The following is a 16,990-nucleotide window of genomic DNA, read 5'->3' on the forward strand; positions in this document are numbered from 1 at the left end:
GACTTGTTTTATAATGCCCTTGCTTAATCTTAGTGTAGATAATAATGAAAGCAAAACACTAAAAGATGTTGTCGCCTTATTAAAAACATAATAAAATTTACTTACTTATGAACACCTTATACCCTTGGCTCGCCCCGATTTATCAGCAAATCACCCACGCTTTTTCACAAGGGCATGGACATCATGCTCTGTTATTTAAGGCGGAACAAGGCGTAGGGGCGGAAAACTTGATTAATGCGGTGGCGAAATTTTTAATCTGTCAAGAAAGCCAAAAACCATGTGGTCATTGTCATGCTTGCCAGCTGATGAACGCTGGCAACCATCCCGATTTTCATTTGCTTGCTCCCATTGAAAATAAAGATATCGGCGTAGATCAGGTACGTGAGATTAACGATATGGTTAATCAACACGCACAACAAAATGGTAATAAAATTGTGTTAGTGCAAGGGGCAGAACGCTTAACGGAAGCGGCGGCAAATGCGATTTTAAAAACCTTAGAAGAACCACGCCCCAACAGCTATTTTTTATTACAAGCGGATCTGTCATCACCATTGATGGCGACTATTTATAGCCGTTGTCAGACATGGTTAGTCAATGTTCCAGTGCAAGATATGGCTATACCATGGTTGCAATCGCAATGTGATGAAGAAACATCGCAAATTTTAACCGCACTTCGTATTAATTATCATCGCCCATTGTCAACATTAGCCTTTTTACAACAAGGCTTAATGGAAAAACGCCGAGAATTTTTGCGTCAATTTTGGGTATATTATATTCGCCGTTCACCATTAGAATTATTGCCGTTATTTGATAAAGAACTGATTTTCCAGCAAATTGACTGGCTTTCTGCTTTTTTATCTGATGCGTTAAAAGATAAATTAAAGATTAAAACAAATTGGATCTGTCAAGATTTAGTCAAAGGCATACAACAATTTAATCAAAAACAAACTACTCTTGGCTTACTCAAAGCCAATCAAATAATACAAAAAATGCGGTTGGATTTAATCCAAATTAATGCGGTCAATCAGGAAATTATTTTACTGGACGGCTTAACTAAACTGATTACAGATGTATTTGAAAAATAACAAAAAGATAAGGATTAACAGACCCCTATGTTTATTGTAGATAGCCATTGCCATTTAGATGCGTTAGATTATGAAAATCTACATCACAATATTGATGATGTTATTGAAAAAGCGAAAGCTCGTGGCGTGCAACATTTATTAACTATTGGCGTAACACTAAGTCGCTTTGAAAAACAACGAGATAGCCTTGCTCACCGAGATGACGTATCGCTCGCTTGTGGCGTACATCCGTTGGATTTAGATGACGAACCCTATGATGTGGAACGCTTAATTCAACTGGCTCAACATCCCAAAGTGGTTGCCATTGGCGAAATCGGTTTGGATTATTATTACAGTGCAGACAATAAATCTTTGCAACAAGATATTTTTGCCAGCCAAATTAATGTCGCAAATCAATTAGATAAGCCAGTGATTATTCATACTCGTGCAGCAGGAGATGACACTATTCGTTTGTTGCAAGATAATCATGCGGAAAAATGTGGTGGTGTGATCCATTGTTTCACCGAAAGCATGGATTTTGCTAAACAAGCGTTAGATTTGGGATTTTATATTTCTTGTTCAGGCATTGTCACCTTTAAAAATGCTGAAGACATTCGTGACGTAATTCGTTATGTGCCGTTAGATCGTTTGTTAGTAGAAACTGACAGCCCATATTTAGCACCTGTGCCATATCGTGGCAAACAAAATCAACCAGCTTATACCCGAGAAGTGTGTGATTATGTGGCAACTTTAAAAGGACTTACGCCTGCACAATTTGCACAACAAACCACGAAAAACTTTGAACGTTTGTTTAAAATTCAGGTACAATGAAAAAGTTGCTAACATAAGGGAAACATTTATGCGTAAAATTATCAAATACTTCTTATTTATCGTGGTGATTTTATTTCACGCCGTTTTATTCTCAGGGATTCATTTTATTTTCCCACATTATGACACCACTTATGTTACGGGTGTTGAAGTCAAACGTGTGGATAAAGACGGTCCGATTACTAAAGCCAATCCAGCAGACGGTCCGACTCGTGATGTGTATTATATCTATACACAAAAAGCAGATGAAGAAAAACCGATGGTGTATCGCAATGAAGATACTCGTTGGGGTTTTCCTTTCTATTTCAAATTTGGTTCAGCTGATTTACAAGCCAAGGCTTCTAAATTTGCGGGCAGTAAACAAATGGTCGAAGTCAAATATTATGGCTGGCGTTTAGTTATTTTTGATGAATACCGTAATATGATTTCAATGAAAGAAGCTACCGATACCAGTCCGTCTATGCCAATTTTAAGCTATATTTTCTACTTCCTAGGATTGATTACCTTGTTCTTCTCTATTCAATTTATCCGTGGTTGGTTCGATAGCGAAGCCTAAAAAACATAAGAGAAGCATAAGCGATGAGTTTAAGTTTAATTGTTGCTGCAACCCAAAATTGGGTCATTGGTAAAGACAACCAAATGCCGTGGCATCTACCAGCGGATTTGGCTTGGTTTCGCCAGAATACTCAAGGTAAAGTTGTGGTTATGGGTCGGAAAACTTTTGAAAGTATCGGTCGCCCGTTACCAAAACGCACCAATATTGTGCTTTCTCGACAACCCTTTGAATATGCTGGGGTAATTTGGAAAAATAGCCTTGAAAGTGCGGTGGAATTTGTCAAAGATTTACCAGAAAATCAGGAAATTATGCTCATCGGTGGCGGTCAATTATTTAAGCAATATTTGCCTCAAGCCGATAAACTTTATTTCACCCAAATTCAAACGGAATTAGAAGGTGATACATTTTTTCCTGCAATCAACTGGAATGAATGGCAAATTGAATTTGATGAAACTCGCCCTAAAGATGAGCAAAATGCTTATGATCTGCGGTTTATGATTTTAACCAGAAAATAAATATATCTACTTGTATTAACATAAAAATCAATCTACACTAAACATATAGTCGGGGTGCTATTGTACTGTTAAACAGCATAATGGCTGAGATAATACCCGTAAAACCTGATACAGCTAATACTGGCGTAGGGAACTATCTTTACTATCGATTTATCCTTTCCAACCATTATTGCGTATCTTTTCTTTCAATAATCTACAAAGGAAATTCTATGCAATTCAGATATTTAGATCTTATTCGTGAATGCAATCCACTGGTGCATTGTATGACCAATATTGTTGTTACCAATTTTTCCGCCAACGGTTTACTCGCTTTGGGAGCATCACCTTTTATGTCAACAATGGCAGAAGAAGTGGAAGAAATTCAACAATTTTCCAATGCGCTTTTGATCAATATTGGCACGATCCACCCCTTTGATGTAGATGCAATGATCCTAGCTGGTCAAGCTGCTAACCAAAACGGTGTGCCTGTGGTGTTAGATCCTGTTGGTGCAGGGGCAACTGCTTATCGCCGTGCTACGGTGCGGAAAATTTTAGATAAAGTCAATATTTCTGCTATCCGTGGTAATGTGAGCGAAGTAGCTTTTTTAGCCGATGTAGCATGGCAAGCGAAAGGGGTTGATGCTGGAAATGGTGAAGGTGATATTGCTGAAATTGCTCGTATTGCCGCACAAAAATATCAATGTTGTGTCGCTATTAGTGGGGAAATAGATTATATCAGTGATGGCAAACAGGTCGCCAAAATCTATAATGGCACACATCTATTTCCTAAAATTACAGGATCAGGCTGTTTACTCGGTGCCACCGTTGGTGCATTTTTGGCTATCGCCAAACAAGGTGATGAATTTAATGCTTGCTTGGAAGCCTGTGCGGGTTTTGCTGTGGCAGGTGAACTAGCCGCCCAAGGGTTAAACAATCAATTAGGCAGTTTTGCCGTACAATTTATCAATCAATTAGCCGATTTAACCAGTGAAAAAATTAACCAATTAGCGAGGATTGACCATGTCTAACATAGCACAAGCCTTAACCATCGCAGGCTCCGATAGCGGTGGCGGTGCTGGAATCCAAGCGGATTTAAAAACCTTTCAAATGCGTGGTGTATTTGGTACGGTAGCGATTACGGCGGTGACCGCTCAAAATACGCAGGGTGTATTTGATATTGCCCCCATTCCCCTTGCTACTATTTCCGCCCAAATCAAAGCCGTGGCAGAAGATTTTGATATTCAGGCGGTGAAGATTGGTATGCTGGGTAATGCGGAAATTATTCAGTGTGTGGCGGAAAATTTGGAACAATATCGGTTTCCACAAATCGTGTTAGACCCTGTAATGATCGCTAAAGGCGGAGCGTCTTTGTTGCAACAAGATGCGGTGGCAGCGTTGAAGCAGTATATTTTACCCAAAGCCACGGTGATTACGCCGAATTTGCCTGAAGCGGAAGCCTTAACAGGGATTAAGGTGGTGGATGATGCGAGTGCGGAAAAAGCGGCTCGCTTGTTGCAACAATGGGGCGTGGAAACCGTAGTAATTAAAGGCGGACACAGTGGCAATTCGCAAAGTGCGGTGTGTTTAGACTGGGTTTTCACCCCAACTGACCGCTTCACATTACAAGCGAAACGTTTTCCAACACCCCACACTCACGGTACAGGTTGTACTTTTTCTGCTTGTATTACCGCTGAACTCGCTAAAGGCAACAGTGTAGAACAAGCCATTCGCACCGCAAAAGCCTATATCACCGCAGCCATCAGTCATCCATTAAATATCGGACATGGTCACGGTCCTACTAACCATTGGGCGTATCAAGATGAAAAATAAACAAAAAATCCAACAGATGCTATCCGTTTATTTTATTGCTGGCACGCAAGATTGCCAGCATTTGGCTGGCAATCCAGCCCAAAATCTGCTAAGCATTTTGCAGCAAGCGTTGAGAGCTGGCATTACTTGCTTTCAATTTCGTGACAAAGGAAAAAACTCTCTGGAAAATCAACCTGACCAGCAAAAACAACTCGCAAAACAGTGCCTTTCCCTTTGTCGCCAATATGATGTACCCTTGATTATTAATGATAATGTGGCATTAGCCGTTGAAATTGGTGCAGATGGTATTCATGTTGGGCAAACTGATATGGCAATTCAACAAGTATTGCAACATACACAAAACAAGCTGATTATAGGATTATCGACCAATAATTTAGCTCAAGTTTTAGTGGCTCAACAGCAAGCAGAAATTGATTATATCGGTATTGGTCCGATTTTTCCCACAGGTTCAAAAGCCGATCATTCTGCTATTCTAAGCGTGGAATTTGTAGAAAAATTAAAGGATTACGCTTTAACCAAGCCTTTTGTGGTGATTGGCGGCATAAATCAGTATAATGCTCACACATTAAAGCAAGCGGGAGCGGATGGTGTTGCAGTAATTTCCGCCATTACTCAAGCGGAAAATATCCAAACCGCGGTGGAAAAATTGAAATTTTAAGGAATGATATGACAGACAAAGTGTTTATCCATGAACTGACGGCATTTGCCAGTATTGGTGCCTATGATTGGGAGCATACCATTAAGCAAAAACTGATTTTTAATATTGAAATGGCGTGGGATTTTGCTCAAGCCGTAGAAACCGAAGATCTGCAATGTTGCTTAGATTATGCGGAAATTTCGCAGAAAATCATTGATTTTGTTGAGAATCAGCCATTTAAATTAGTGGAAACGGTTGCTCACAAAGTCGCTGATTTGTTGCAACAACAATATGGCATTCAATCCTTACGTATTGAATTACATAAGCCGAAAGCCGTGGCTCAAGCCAGTTCTGTCGGAGTGATTGTAGAACGTTAATATTTCGGAAAAGTACGGTGTTTTTTCACCGCACTTTTTCATTCCCTAATGTCTTCCCCCAAATGGTGGTCTGGCAAACCAGACTACTATCACCAAAATTAAGAATAAAATCGAAGACAACCAAAAAATCTCATTTGCTCCAATAATAAACCCTTGTTCTGTAATCGTTCTGGCTAACATACTGGAAATTTGAGTATCATTTAATCCTGTTTGCCCTAAATGTTGATAATACATTTGGGAATTTAGATCATAAGGGGTAATAATTTCCGTTAATCTGGTATGGTGCATGGCTTCACGGCGATACCATAAGAACGTGGTTAATGATGTTCCCACCGAACCTGCTAATGTCCGTAAAAAGTTAAATAAACTGGACGCTGATGCCATTTTTTGTGGTGGTAAGCCTGATAACGTAATAGTCGTCAACGGCATAAAGAAACAAGCTACCGCTAAACCCTGCACAAATTGTGGTAAAGCAAAATCCCAAAAAGTACTTGCCGTTTCAAAGGTAACGGCTCGCCAATAGAAAGTGACGGCATACATAATAAAGCTGAATGTTACCAATGCTCGCATATCAAGTCGATGCCCAAATCGTCCGATAATTGGCGAAAGAAAAATTGGCAATAACCCTACTGGAGCTGCGGCTAAACCTGCCCAAGTGGCGGTGTAGCCATAAACTTGTTGTAATAACAACGGAATCAGCACAACGGATCCAAGATAGACTAAAAAGGCTAAACTAGAACATAAACAACCAATTACAAAGTTACGTTTTTGAAACAGGGAAATATCTATAATGGGATTATCATCGGTCAACGACCAAATCACTAAAGCAATTAAAGCGATAGCAGATACAATGGTAAGCACAACAATTTCGGTGGAATTAAACCAGTCTTGTTCACGACCTTGGTCTAACATCAACTGCAAACAACCCACACCTAACACTAATAGGCTTAACCCGATTAAATCTACTGGACGATGTTCTGTTGGCGTTTCTCTATCCCCTAAGGTTTTCCATGTCATAAAAATAACCGCTATCCCAATAGGAATATTAATAAAAAAGATCCAACCCCAATGTAAGTTATCGCTGATCCAACCGCCTAAAATTGGACCAAAAATAGGGGCGACCACCACCGTCATTGACCAAAACGCCAATGCCATACCACGCTTCTCAGGGGGATAATTATTTAGCAATAAACTTTGTGAAAGAGGAACAATAGGACCCGCCGCTAGACCTTGTAATATTCGGCATAGAATCAGCATTTCAAGGCTGTGTGAAATGCCACATAACCAAGAAGCAATCACAAAACCTAACGTTGCCAATAAAAATAACCGCACTTCGCCAAAACGTTTAGCCAGCCAGCCTGTAATTGGAATTGCAATAGCATTGGCAACCCCAAAAGAAGTAATGACCCAAGTTCCTTGGCTAGTTGATGCCCCTAAATCCCCAGCAATGGTAGGAATCGCAACATTGGCAATAGTAGAGTCTAATACCTGCATAAAGGTTGCCAATGCCAAAGCAATCGTCATTATGGCAAGTGCAACCCCATGAACTGGTTTTTGCATAGCCAACCGCCTTAATATATATTTTGCGAAATAATGGAATGAATTAAATTTTCCACCACAGTTTGGTCATAAACAAGACTTGAAGTTGAATACAAGGTATTGTCACGACTAACACCTAATACTTCGCCGTCTGTTTGTTGCACATTCACAATTACGTACGAAGATAAACCAATACGCAATGGATATTTTTGTAACTGCTCAGGCTCCAACGCAATACGAACTGGCACACGTTGCACTACTTTAATCCAGTTACCTGTGGCATTTTGTGCTGGTAATAAAGAAAATGCACTGCCTGTCCCCATATCAATACCGACTACGGTACCATTAAATTCTACTTTATCGCCGTATAAATCCACTTTCACTTTGACTGGTTGACCAAGTCGCATATCTCTTAACTGTGTTTCTTTAAAATTAGCATCAATCCACATTTGATCTGCTGGAACCACCGCTAATAATGCCGACCCTACGGACACTTTCTGCCCAACTTGCACGCTACGGCGTGCCACATAACCATCAATCGGGCTAACAATTTTACTGCGTTGTAAGTTTAACCAAGCCTGTTTTAACTGGCTCACTGCTCCCAATACGCTCGGTTGCTGATCTAATGGTACATCAAGCAATAACGCTTGATTAGCCGCTAATTGATTTTGTGTTGCGGTTAAATCGACTTTCGCCAATTCTACAGCTTCTTTCGCATGCAAATAGCTTTCTTTATCAATAGATTGCGTTTGATTTAATTTTTCACGGCGGTGTAAATTACCACGAGCTTGCTCAAGGCTAACCGTTTTACTTTGCACCGATGCAGTAAGTTGTTTTACAGTATAAGTTAATTGTGAGATTTGACGAACCGCATTCGCTAGATTGCTTTGAGCTTGTTCAAAAGCAAGCTGTAAATCACTGTTATCTAAGGATAATAACACATCGCCTTGATGCACAAAATCCATATTATCCACATTAATTTGCTGAACATTACCACTCACTTGAGAGGAAATCATCACCTGATTACCGCTCACATAAGCATCTTCCGTACTTTCATAGCCTTTAAGAAAAAAGTACCAATACAACCCTGTCGCTAACGCAATAAAAATTAAAATAAACAGAAAAATACCTAACGCTTTTTTACGATTTCTACTTTTACTGGACGGGAAACTTTTTTCTTCTGACATTTTATACTTCCTTAATTATTTGAGATCGATAAACCTTAATGATTCAAGTTGCTTATTTTAGCTCAAAAATTGCTTAAAAACTTTATTTATATTTTTCTCTAGGGTTATTTTTCCTGCAATTTGCTCATTTTGCCAAACTTGCAACAAAATCTCAGGATTAAGTTGCTGTTCAGCAATATCAGCTAACGGTAAATAACTAATATGCCAAGGCTCACGCCCAACATTAAGATATTTATTGCATTGCATAAAAGGTAGGGCGAAATCAAAGTGTGGTAATTTTTCTTGCAGAAATTGGCTTAATTCAAAAAAATACCCCCCCTGTTGATATTCCCAAGGTTCAAGCTGCAAAGGTTGATTAACTGGTAATAAATCAGGATCAAAAAAATCAATTTCCGTTCCCCAATGATGACGGCTTGCCCCTGGCATTGCTGACCAACGCAAGATCGCTTGTGCTTTTTGCCAATCGTCTAATCTGCTCAGATCAATGGCATTGCCTTGATCATCATGCACTTTTCGCTCCCCATTAAACTTCGCATTCCAAATTAACTGCTGGCGTTGAAAATCCCGAAAGCTACTGGCTGGCTGTAAATTAAAGCCATTTTGCACTGCACTTTGTTGTAACCCTTGAAAGGCTTGCACAGCCTGCGGTTGCAAAAAATGGTTTGGCGAATGTGGACAAGGTAATGACACTAAATGCGTGCGAGATTTACCTGTTAATTGATCAATGGTTAATTTCATATTTTTGTCTTGATTTTTAGTAAACATAACGCTATTATTTAGGAACTGCCTAGCAGAGTGGCTCAATTCTCTGCTAGGGCTTTTAATTATCTGTTTTAATAAACTGAAAAGCTAATTAAAATCAAGATAACTAGGATTAAGAGTTGAAAGAGCATAATCCAGTTCCTTTTTGTAAGCCCCACTCGTCAGCGTGGGGTTTGCTGTTTCTAGCCCCATGCTAGCGAGTGAATTATATCAGACTGGATATTAAACCACTATTTTTATTTTAATCTGTATTCGCGTACATAGTTAAGAGCGTAACGTAACGCCACACTGTAGCTATACAACGTTTAATCTTGCAGGCAAATATGTAGTCATTTGCTACAATAATTTTTCCAATATACTTTTATAAACCTTTCCCAATATTGCAAGATCCGTTACACTCACACATTCATCGACTTTATGAATCGTGGCATTAAGCGGTCCAAGTTCCACCACTTCTCCCCCCATTAAGGCGATAAAACGAGCATCGGAGGTACCACCGCCAGTGTCTAATTGCGGTGAAATTTTGACGATTTTTTCAAGGGCTTCAACGACCGCTTTTACCAATTTATTCGGTTTGGTTAAGAACGGTTTTCCCGACAGATTCCACTCAATACGATATTTTAATCCATGTTTTGCCAACATTTCAGCCACTTTATTTTTAATGATGTCATCGGTAACTTCGGTGCAATAGCGTAAGTTGAATTGCACAAAAAGCTCGCCAGGGATCACATTATTACTGCCTGTGCCAGCTTGAATATTGGCGATTTGCAAACTGGTAGGCGGAAAAAATTCATTACCGTTATCCCATTGGTAGGTGGTGAGTTCTTGCAAAAAGGGGACTGCTCTATGTACAGGGTTTTCGGCTAAATGGGGATAGGCAACGTGCCCTTGAATGCCTTGAATATAGAGATTGCCCGTGATCGAGCCTCGTCTGCCGTTTTTCACAATATCGCCGAGCGTTTTTGAGCTAGACGGTTCGCCTACAAGACAATAATCAATGTTTTCACCACGAGCCATTAAGGTTTCCACCACTCGTACGGTACCGTCTTTGGCGGTGGCTTCTTCATCAGAAGTAATTAACAATGCAATCGTGCCTTGATGATTTGGGTTAACTTTGACATAGTCTTCTACGGCGACCACCATCGCCGCCAGCGACCCTTTCATATCCGCTGCACCCCGTCCATACAGCATATCCCCCACCACTTTGGCAGCAAAAGGCGGATACGTCCATTGGCTTTCATCGCCAGCAGGCACCACATCGGTATGCCCTGCAAAGGCAACAATCGGAGCGGTTGAACCGTGTTTTGCCCACAGATTTAAGGTGTCATTAAAGGGCAACCATTCAATGCTAAAGCCTAATTTTTCAAGGCGTTCTGCTATTACCTGTTGACACCCCTGATCGTCAGGGCTGATAGAGGGACGGCGAATAAGATTTTGAGCGAGAGAGAGAATGTCGTTTTTCATTTTATTTAAACGCGTTTTGATATTCAGTTTGGTCAAACCCAATTAACGCCACGCCATCTTGCAAAATAATCGGACGTTTAATCAGCGTAGGTTGTTCTGCAAGCACTTGAAGTGCGGTGTTTTTTTCAAGATTTTTTTTCACCGTTTCATCTAAATTTCGCCACGTGGTGCTACGTTTATTAACCAGATTTTGCCAACCGAATTGGCTTTCTGCTTTAGCTAAAAAATCAGGTGCTAAACCGTCCACACGATAGTCGTGTAGTTGATGTTCAATATGATTATCGGTAAGCCATTTTAAGGCTTTTTTCACAGTGTCGCAGTTTTTGATACCGTAAACTTTTATCATCATTTCTTCCTTTATGAAAAAAAGTGCGGTTAAAAATTTTTGTATTTTTTCACCGCACTTTATCTGATTATTTCAACAAATACGCTCTTAAAATAGCAAAATCATTGTCCATTTCATCAGACAATAACGGCAATTTGTTGTGTTTGTCTAAGGCATCGGGCAATGGCAATTCGATACCTAAAATTCGCTCTACGCTTTCTTTAAATTTGGCTGGGTGAGCGGTGCAAAGGAATAAACCTGTTTCTCCCTCTTGCAACTGATCTTTTAACACTTGGTAAGCTATCGCACCATGTGGTTCACACAAATAACCTTGAGCGTATTGGGCTTTCAGTGCGGTTTCCGTTTCAGCATCATTTAATGCCCCTGAACCTAATTCGCTTAACTGCCAGCCGTTGCGTTTGAATAGTTCTTCTACTCGAGACCAGTTGTTTGGTCGGCTTACGTCCATGGCATTAGATAGCGTAGCCACTGTTGCATTGGGTTGCCATTCGCCTGTTTGTAAGTAACGTGGCACCGTGTCGTTGGCATTAGTGGAGGCAATAAAACGTTTGATTGGCAAGCCTAAGGTTTTGGCAATTAAGCCAGCAGTTAAGTTACCGAAGTTACCACTTGGCACGGACACCACCAAATTTTGGCGTTGTTCCGCAGTTAATTGGGCTGCAGCTTCAAAATAGTAGCACACTTGAGCCAGTAATCGACTGATATTAATTGAGTTCGCCGAGTTTAAACCAATGGCTTGACGGAGTGCTTCATCATCAAAGGCTTGTTTAACAAGGGTTTGGCAAGCATCGAAGTCGGCGTTAATCGCCACCGTGCGAATATTGCCCCCGAGGGTGCAGAACAGTTTTTCTTGTAACGGGCTGATCTTGCCTTTTGGATAAAGAATCACCACTTCAATGTTTTCAAGACCATAAAAAGCATGTGCTACGGCGGCACCCGTGTCGCCTGATGTAGCGGTGAGAATGGTAATTTTGCCATCACCCCGCACGGTGGCAAGGGCTTGTGCCATAAAGCGACCACCGAAGTCTTTAAAGGCTAATGTTGGACCGTGGAATAATTCTAAAGCATAAATATTGTCCGCCACTTTCGCCACGGGAGCGGGGAACGTAAAGGCATTTTTCACCATGGCATTGAGTTTGTCAGCTGGGATTTCATCACCGATTAATGTGGCTAAGATTTTTTGGCTACGTTCTACTAAAGGCAAGGCCAATAATTCGTCAATATTGCTTAATTGCGGAAGGGTTGCTGGAAAAAATAAGCCCTGATCTTTGCCTAAGCCTTGACGGACGGCTTGGGCGAAGTTGACTTGTTGTTCTGGGTGTTTGATGTTGTATAAATTCATTTTTGTTCCGATTCTGTCGTTTTCTTCATTTGACTGGGTGATTTGGGCGTATGCAATACGCCCCTATAATGTTATTTTTATTCTACGCTAATTCCCTTGCCCCTGCATTATCCACTTTGCAAATATGCACAAAACCCTCGTTATTTTGTAGATAATGATGTTCAAGGTAATTTGCCACTTTGGTGGCAGTCGCAAGATCAGGGGTAATGCTAAACATGGTCGGTCCTGATCCTGAAATGCCACTGACTAACGCCCCTAAATCTCGGCTGGCTTGTTTCACTTCGGCGAAATTTGGCAATAAGGCGGCTCGATAAGGCTCGGCGATGACATCTTTCATCATTAACGCCGCCAATACATCTTGTCCTGTATGGCAAGCGTGGACGAAGCTGCCTAAATGACGACCGTGGGCGATCATATCTTGACGTGTGTAGCTTTTCGGCAAAATCGCTCGAGCTTCGGCAGTGGATACTTCAATACCTGGGTACGCCAACACCCAATACCAGCTGTCAAAAAATGGCAATTTTTGGCTAATATTGCCCAAACTTTGCACCATTAATTGCACGCCACCCAAATAGCACGGTGCCACGTTATCATAATGGATTGAGCCTGAAATTCGCCCCTCCAATTCGCCCATCATTTCCAATAATTCCATTTTGGAAAACGGCTCATCATGGAATTTATTTAACACCACCAAGGCTGCCACAATGGAACAAGCACTGGATCCTAGCCCTGAGCCAATCGGCATATTTTTTTCCAAGGTTAAACGCAAGCCTTTGGTTTTGCCACCACGCAATTTAAAGCGTTCGCTGAATAATACATAGGCTTGATACACAATGTTTTTTTGCGGCTCTTTTGGCAATTTTCGCACAAAATAACCTGCATTTTCCAGCTCAAAACCCTGCTCAATTTCTTCAATCTGCACCACATCGCCAAGCAACGAGCCGTCAATGGGCGAAATCGCCGCCCCGAGCGTGTCAAAGCCCACGTTAATATTGGCACTGGATGCAGGGGCATAAATTCGTAATGTTGTCATACTGGCTGTCCTTATTGCTATTCTTTTTGCCGTTATTAGGATTTCAATGTTCTGAGAATATCGGCAAAGATTCCTGCGGCAGTCACCGCATTACCTGCACCATAGCCACGTAATAATAACGGAATTGGCTGATAATAACGGGTGTAGAACGCCAACGCATTTTCACCGTTTTTCACTTTATATAAAGGATCATCGCCGTCCACGGCGACAATAGACACCTTACATTTGCCATTTTCAATCTGACCCACATAACGCAATACTTTCCCCTCGGCTTTGGCTTTTGCGACTCGCTCTGCAAATTCCGCATCTAATTGCGGTAACATAGCCATAAATTCATCGACATTTTTGCCTTCGCTAAAGCCTTTTGGTAGCACGCTATCTACTTCAATATCGGCTAATTCAAGGTTTAAACCAATTTCACGGGCTAAAATTAATAGCTTACGCGCTACATCAGTTCCCGATAAATCATCTCTTGGATCAGGTTCGGTAAAACCTTTTTCACGAGCAAGTGCGGTGATTTCTGATAAAGTTTTGCCCGTTTCTAATTCACCAAAAATAAAGGACAATGAACCGGATAAAATTCCGTTAAACTTTACCACATCATCGCCAGCCGCAAGCAGATTTTGCAAGTTTTCAATCACTGGCAAACCGGCGCCCACATTGGTGTCATACAAAAACTTACGTTGCGTACCACGCGAATTTTCACGGAGCAAATTATAATATTCCAATTCTCGAGTGTTTGCCTTTTTATTCGGTGTTACCACGTGAAAACCTTCGCTTAACGCACGCGCATATAAGGCCGGCACCGAATCGGAAGAGGTACAATCCACAAAGACTGGATTAACCACGTGATGTAATTTAATAAACGATAATAACACATCAAAATCAGAGGGTTGCATCGCATTGGCTAAATCTTCTTTCCAGTTATCCAAATTCAGACCGTTTTCATTGAGTAACATTTTATTTGAATTAGCTAAGGCACAAACTCGAATTTCAATGTCCTTTTTTGCTAAATACTCCCTCTGACGTTTAATTTGCTCAATTAACTCACCACCGACGCCACCGACACCGACCAAAAACATATCTACCACTTTTTTGTTATTAAAAAGAGATTGGTGGGTAGCACGCACAGCTTCAATAGCTTTATTTAATGGCACCACAGCAGAAATAGAACGTTCCGAAGACCCTTGTGCAATGGCAACAATGCTGATATTGGCACTGGCTAAGGCAGAGAAAAAGTTTGCTGCAATGCCTTTAGCTTGTTTCATGCCGTCACCCACCACAGAAATGATAGATAAATCATGGATGACTTCCACAGGATCTAACGCTTTGGACGCTAGTTCTTGTGCAAATTCCGCATTTAATGCCGCTTTGGCTTTATCCATGACTTTGGTTGGCACACAGAAACTAATGCTATATTCAGAAGAAGATTGGGTAATTAAAATCACCGACACACCCGCTTTTGACATAGTAGAAAACACTCGCGCGGCCATGCCGACCATACCTTGCATACCTGCGCCAGACACATTAAACATGGCGACATTATCCAAATTGGTGATCCCTTTCACTTGCAAACCATTAGATGCACGTTCTTCTCCGTCAATGATGGAACCTGGAGCATCCGGATTGCCGGTATTTTTGATTAAGCAAGGAATTTTCGGTTCTACCAACGGTCCGATAGTGCGTGGATGAATCACTTTCGCACCGAAATAAGACAACTCCATGGCTTCACGATAAGAAAGGCTTGGTAATAAGCGCGCATCTGGTACTAAACGAGGATCACAAGTAAATACACCATCTACATCCGTCCAAATTTCACATACACTGGCATGTAAACAGGCTGCCAAACAAGCCGCTGAATAATCTGAACCATTACGTCCTAACAGCACGAGTTCGCCTTTTTCATTACCCGCCGTAAACCCAGCCATAAGTACTACATTTTTGGTTGGGATTGAACTAGCATCAACACGTTTAGTAGATTCGGCAATATCGACGCTACTTTCTAAATAGGAACCATTGGCTAATAATTTTTGTACCGGATCAATTAAGGTCACCTCATAACCACAGGCTTCAAACCATGCTTTCATCATCGCAATAGATAATTTCTCACCACGACAATCAATGGTTGCTTTCACTGCATCATCTACTTTACCTGCTTGGCGAATTTCTGCATCTAATTGTTTAATTTGAGCAAATTCCGCATCAATTAAGGATTTTGTGCCAGCTAAATCAAATTTATTATTTTTGGCATACAATCCATTGATAATATTATAGAAAATATCAAGTGCTTCACTAAAATGGTCTTCGGTAGGTTGGTTTAGACTGGCTTTTTCTGAAATGGCGACAAGGTGGTTGGTAATTTTGGCAGGTGCCGATAGAACCCCAGCAGCCTGTTCTTCTAAATGGGCTTTTTCAATAAGCTGTGCTGCTTGTAAAAAACGTTCAGGGTTGGCTAAAGATGTGCCACCAAATTTGAGTACTCGCATAATGTTTCCTTAATGTTGTGAATATTTAAAATATTATATAAAAAAACCCGCACTTTCTAGTCGTTGCGGGTTCTGTTGAATTCGATTACGCACTAACCCGCCCCATTCATCGTCATAATGGTGGTGGTGATAATCATCATGGTAAAAGTGCGGTTTAATTTCATTATTTTTTTCCGAAATTTTTAACTGATGCTAGAAATACCGAAATTTTATAGCATTGTCAAATAGAAAATAAAAAATAATGCTAAAAATTATCCTTGATGCTTATTTTTTAGAAATCAGCTAAAATAGGATTTTTAAATTGAAGATTATTGAACCCTGACAAAAATGCAAATTCAAGATAATTTAAACCATATTCATCAGCTCATCACTCAAGCGTGCCAACAAGCTAATCGCCTGCCAAATTCAGTGCAGTTATTAGCCGTATCAAAAACCAAAAGCATACAAGATATTCAACAAGCAATAGATGCAGGGCAACGTGCATTTGGCGAAAATTATGTGCAAGAAAGTATTGAAAAAATTCAATATTTCAATGCTCAGGGGGATGCTTTAGAGTGGCATTTTATCGGTCCATTACAATCAAATAAATCTCGTCTAGTGGCTGAAAATTTTGATTGGATGCAAACGCTTGATCGTAGCAAAATTGCCGATCGTTTAAATCAACAACGCCCAGCTGAAAAAGCTCCGTTAAATGTGTTAATTCAAATTAATATTAGTGATGAAAATAGCAAATCGGGTATTCAGCCTAACAAAATGCTGGCGTTGGCAAAACACATCGAAAATTTACCGCACTTACGTTTACGTGGATTAATGGCAATCCCAGCACCGACGGATAATATTGCTCAACAAAAAATGGCATTGAGTGCGATGTATGCACTGTTTGAACAACTCAGAAAAGCCCTTCCAAATCAACAAATTGACACACTGTCAATGGGTATGACCAGTGATATAGAAACGGCAATTGCTTGTGGTTCCACGATGGTACGAATCGGTACGGCAATTTTTGGTAAACGTCATTATTCGGCTAACTAATTAACAAAATTAT

Annotated in this window: 17 protein-coding genes and 1 riboswitch; of the genes, 9 read left to right on the forward strand and 8 right to left on the reverse strand. The window is 40.6% G+C overall.

Annotated elements, in window-relative coordinates; translation table 11 throughout:
- Positions 1-107: 107 nt before the first annotated feature.
- The 8 genes from O1Q79_RS07175 to folB all read left to right on the forward strand — a co-directional run bounded on the left by O1Q79_RS07175 (position 108) and on the right by folB (position 5,786).
- Positions 108-1,085, forward strand: a complete 978-nt coding sequence (locus tag O1Q79_RS07175; protein WP_386687544.1) for a DNA polymerase III subunit delta' — start codon at positions 108-110, stop codon at positions 1,083-1,085.
- Between the two features lie 27 nt (positions 1,086-1,112).
- Positions 1,113-1,895 carry a TatD family hydrolase gene (locus tag O1Q79_RS07180; RefSeq protein ID WP_386687546.1) on the forward strand — a complete coding sequence of 261 codons (783 nt, stop codon included), beginning with the start codon at positions 1,113-1,115 and terminating at the stop codon, positions 1,893-1,895.
- A 28-nt stretch (positions 1,896-1,923) separates the two neighbouring features.
- Positions 1,924-2,448 (forward strand): DUF1523 family protein, encoded by a 525-nt coding sequence (locus O1Q79_RS07185; RefSeq protein ID WP_386687548.1) that lies wholly within the window; start codon positions 1,924-1,926, stop codon positions 2,446-2,448.
- 23 nt (positions 2,449-2,471) lie between these two features.
- The gene (gene folA / locus O1Q79_RS07190) at positions 2,472-2,963 is read left to right on the forward strand and encodes a type 3 dihydrofolate reductase (RefSeq protein ID WP_386691323.1); all 492 of its coding nucleotides are present in this window, start codon (positions 2,472-2,474) and stop codon (positions 2,961-2,963) included.
- A gap of 40 nt (positions 2,964-3,003) precedes the next feature.
- Positions 3,004-3,112: riboswitch (TPP riboswitch) on the forward strand.
- 60 nt (positions 3,113-3,172) lie between these two features.
- Positions 3,173-3,970: a hydroxyethylthiazole kinase gene (thiM, locus tag O1Q79_RS07195; protein WP_386691325.1), complete on the forward strand. Its 798-nt coding sequence runs from the start codon at positions 3,173-3,175 to the stop codon at positions 3,968-3,970.
- Positions 3,963-4,772 carry a bifunctional hydroxymethylpyrimidine kinase/phosphomethylpyrimidine kinase gene (gene thiD, locus O1Q79_RS07200; RefSeq protein WP_386691327.1) on the forward strand — a complete coding sequence of 270 codons (810 nt, stop codon included), beginning with the start codon at positions 3,963-3,965 and terminating at the stop codon, positions 4,770-4,772. The genes thiM and thiD overlap by 8 nt, the downstream gene beginning before the upstream one ends.
- Positions 4,762-5,430 carry a thiamine phosphate synthase gene (gene thiE / locus O1Q79_RS07205; protein WP_386691329.1) on the forward strand — a complete coding sequence of 223 codons (669 nt, stop codon included), beginning with the start codon at positions 4,762-4,764 and terminating at the stop codon, positions 5,428-5,430. Before thiD ends, thiE begins: the two co-directional genes overlap by 11 nt.
- An 8-nt stretch (positions 5,431-5,438) precedes the next feature.
- Entirely contained in the window at positions 5,439-5,786 is a 348-nt protein-coding gene (folB, locus tag O1Q79_RS07210) for a dihydroneopterin aldolase (protein WP_386691331.1), read from the forward strand.
- Positions 5,787-5,831: 45 nt separating this feature from the next.
- Here folB and O1Q79_RS07215 read toward each other — a convergent pair whose 3' ends face one another.
- From O1Q79_RS07215 to thrA, 8 genes are all read right to left on the reverse strand, one after another.
- Positions 5,832-7,346, reverse strand: coding sequence for a DHA2 family efflux MFS transporter permease subunit (locus O1Q79_RS07215; protein ID WP_386691333.1), 1,515 nt, complete (start codon positions 7,344-7,346; stop codon positions 5,832-5,834).
- An 11-nt stretch (positions 7,347-7,357) separates the two neighbouring features.
- Positions 7,358-8,512, reverse strand: a complete 1,155-nt coding sequence (locus O1Q79_RS07220) for an EmrA/EmrK family multidrug efflux transporter periplasmic adaptor subunit (RefSeq protein WP_386691335.1) — start codon at positions 8,510-8,512, stop codon at positions 7,358-7,360.
- 57 nt (positions 8,513-8,569) lie between these two features.
- A complete protein-coding gene (locus O1Q79_RS07225) occupies positions 8,570-9,250 on the reverse strand; it encodes a M15 family metallopeptidase (RefSeq protein WP_386687564.1) in 681 nt (226 codons plus the stop codon).
- A 360-nt stretch (positions 9,251-9,610) separates the two neighbouring features.
- Positions 9,611-10,738 carry a succinyl-diaminopimelate desuccinylase gene (dapE, locus tag O1Q79_RS07230; protein WP_386691337.1) on the reverse strand — a complete coding sequence of 376 codons (1,128 nt, stop codon included), beginning with the start codon at positions 10,736-10,738 and terminating at the stop codon, positions 9,611-9,613.
- A gap of 1 nt (position 10,739) precedes the next feature.
- On the reverse strand, positions 10,740-11,084 hold the full coding sequence (locus O1Q79_RS07235) for an ArsC family reductase (RefSeq protein WP_386687569.1): 345 nt from the start codon (positions 11,082-11,084) through the stop codon (positions 10,740-10,742).
- A gap of 67 nt (positions 11,085-11,151) precedes the next feature.
- A complete protein-coding gene (gene thrC / locus O1Q79_RS07240; RefSeq protein WP_386691339.1) occupies positions 11,152-12,426 on the reverse strand; it encodes a threonine synthase in 1,275 nt (424 codons plus the stop codon).
- 82 nt (positions 12,427-12,508) lie between these two features.
- Positions 12,509-13,459, reverse strand: a complete 951-nt coding sequence (gene thrB / locus O1Q79_RS07245; RefSeq protein WP_386691341.1) for a homoserine kinase — start codon at positions 13,457-13,459, stop codon at positions 12,509-12,511.
- Positions 13,460-13,494: 35 nt separating this feature from the next.
- Positions 13,495-15,945 carry a bifunctional aspartate kinase/homoserine dehydrogenase I gene (gene thrA / locus O1Q79_RS07250; RefSeq protein ID WP_386691343.1) on the reverse strand — a complete coding sequence of 817 codons (2,451 nt, stop codon included), beginning with the start codon at positions 15,943-15,945 and terminating at the stop codon, positions 13,495-13,497.
- A gap of 327 nt (positions 15,946-16,272) precedes the next feature.
- Between thrA and O1Q79_RS07255 the strand changes: the two genes are divergently transcribed.
- Positions 16,273-16,977 (forward strand): YggS family pyridoxal phosphate-dependent enzyme, encoded by a 705-nt coding sequence (locus O1Q79_RS07255; RefSeq protein WP_386691345.1) that lies wholly within the window; start codon positions 16,273-16,275, stop codon positions 16,975-16,977.
- The last annotated feature ends 13 nt before the right edge of the window (positions 16,978-16,990 follow it).

It is taken from the genome of Lonepinella sp. MS14434 (genome assembly GCF_042468235.1).
In the GTDB taxonomy this organism is placed as follows: domain Bacteria; phylum Pseudomonadota; class Gammaproteobacteria; order Enterobacterales; family Pasteurellaceae; genus Lonepinella.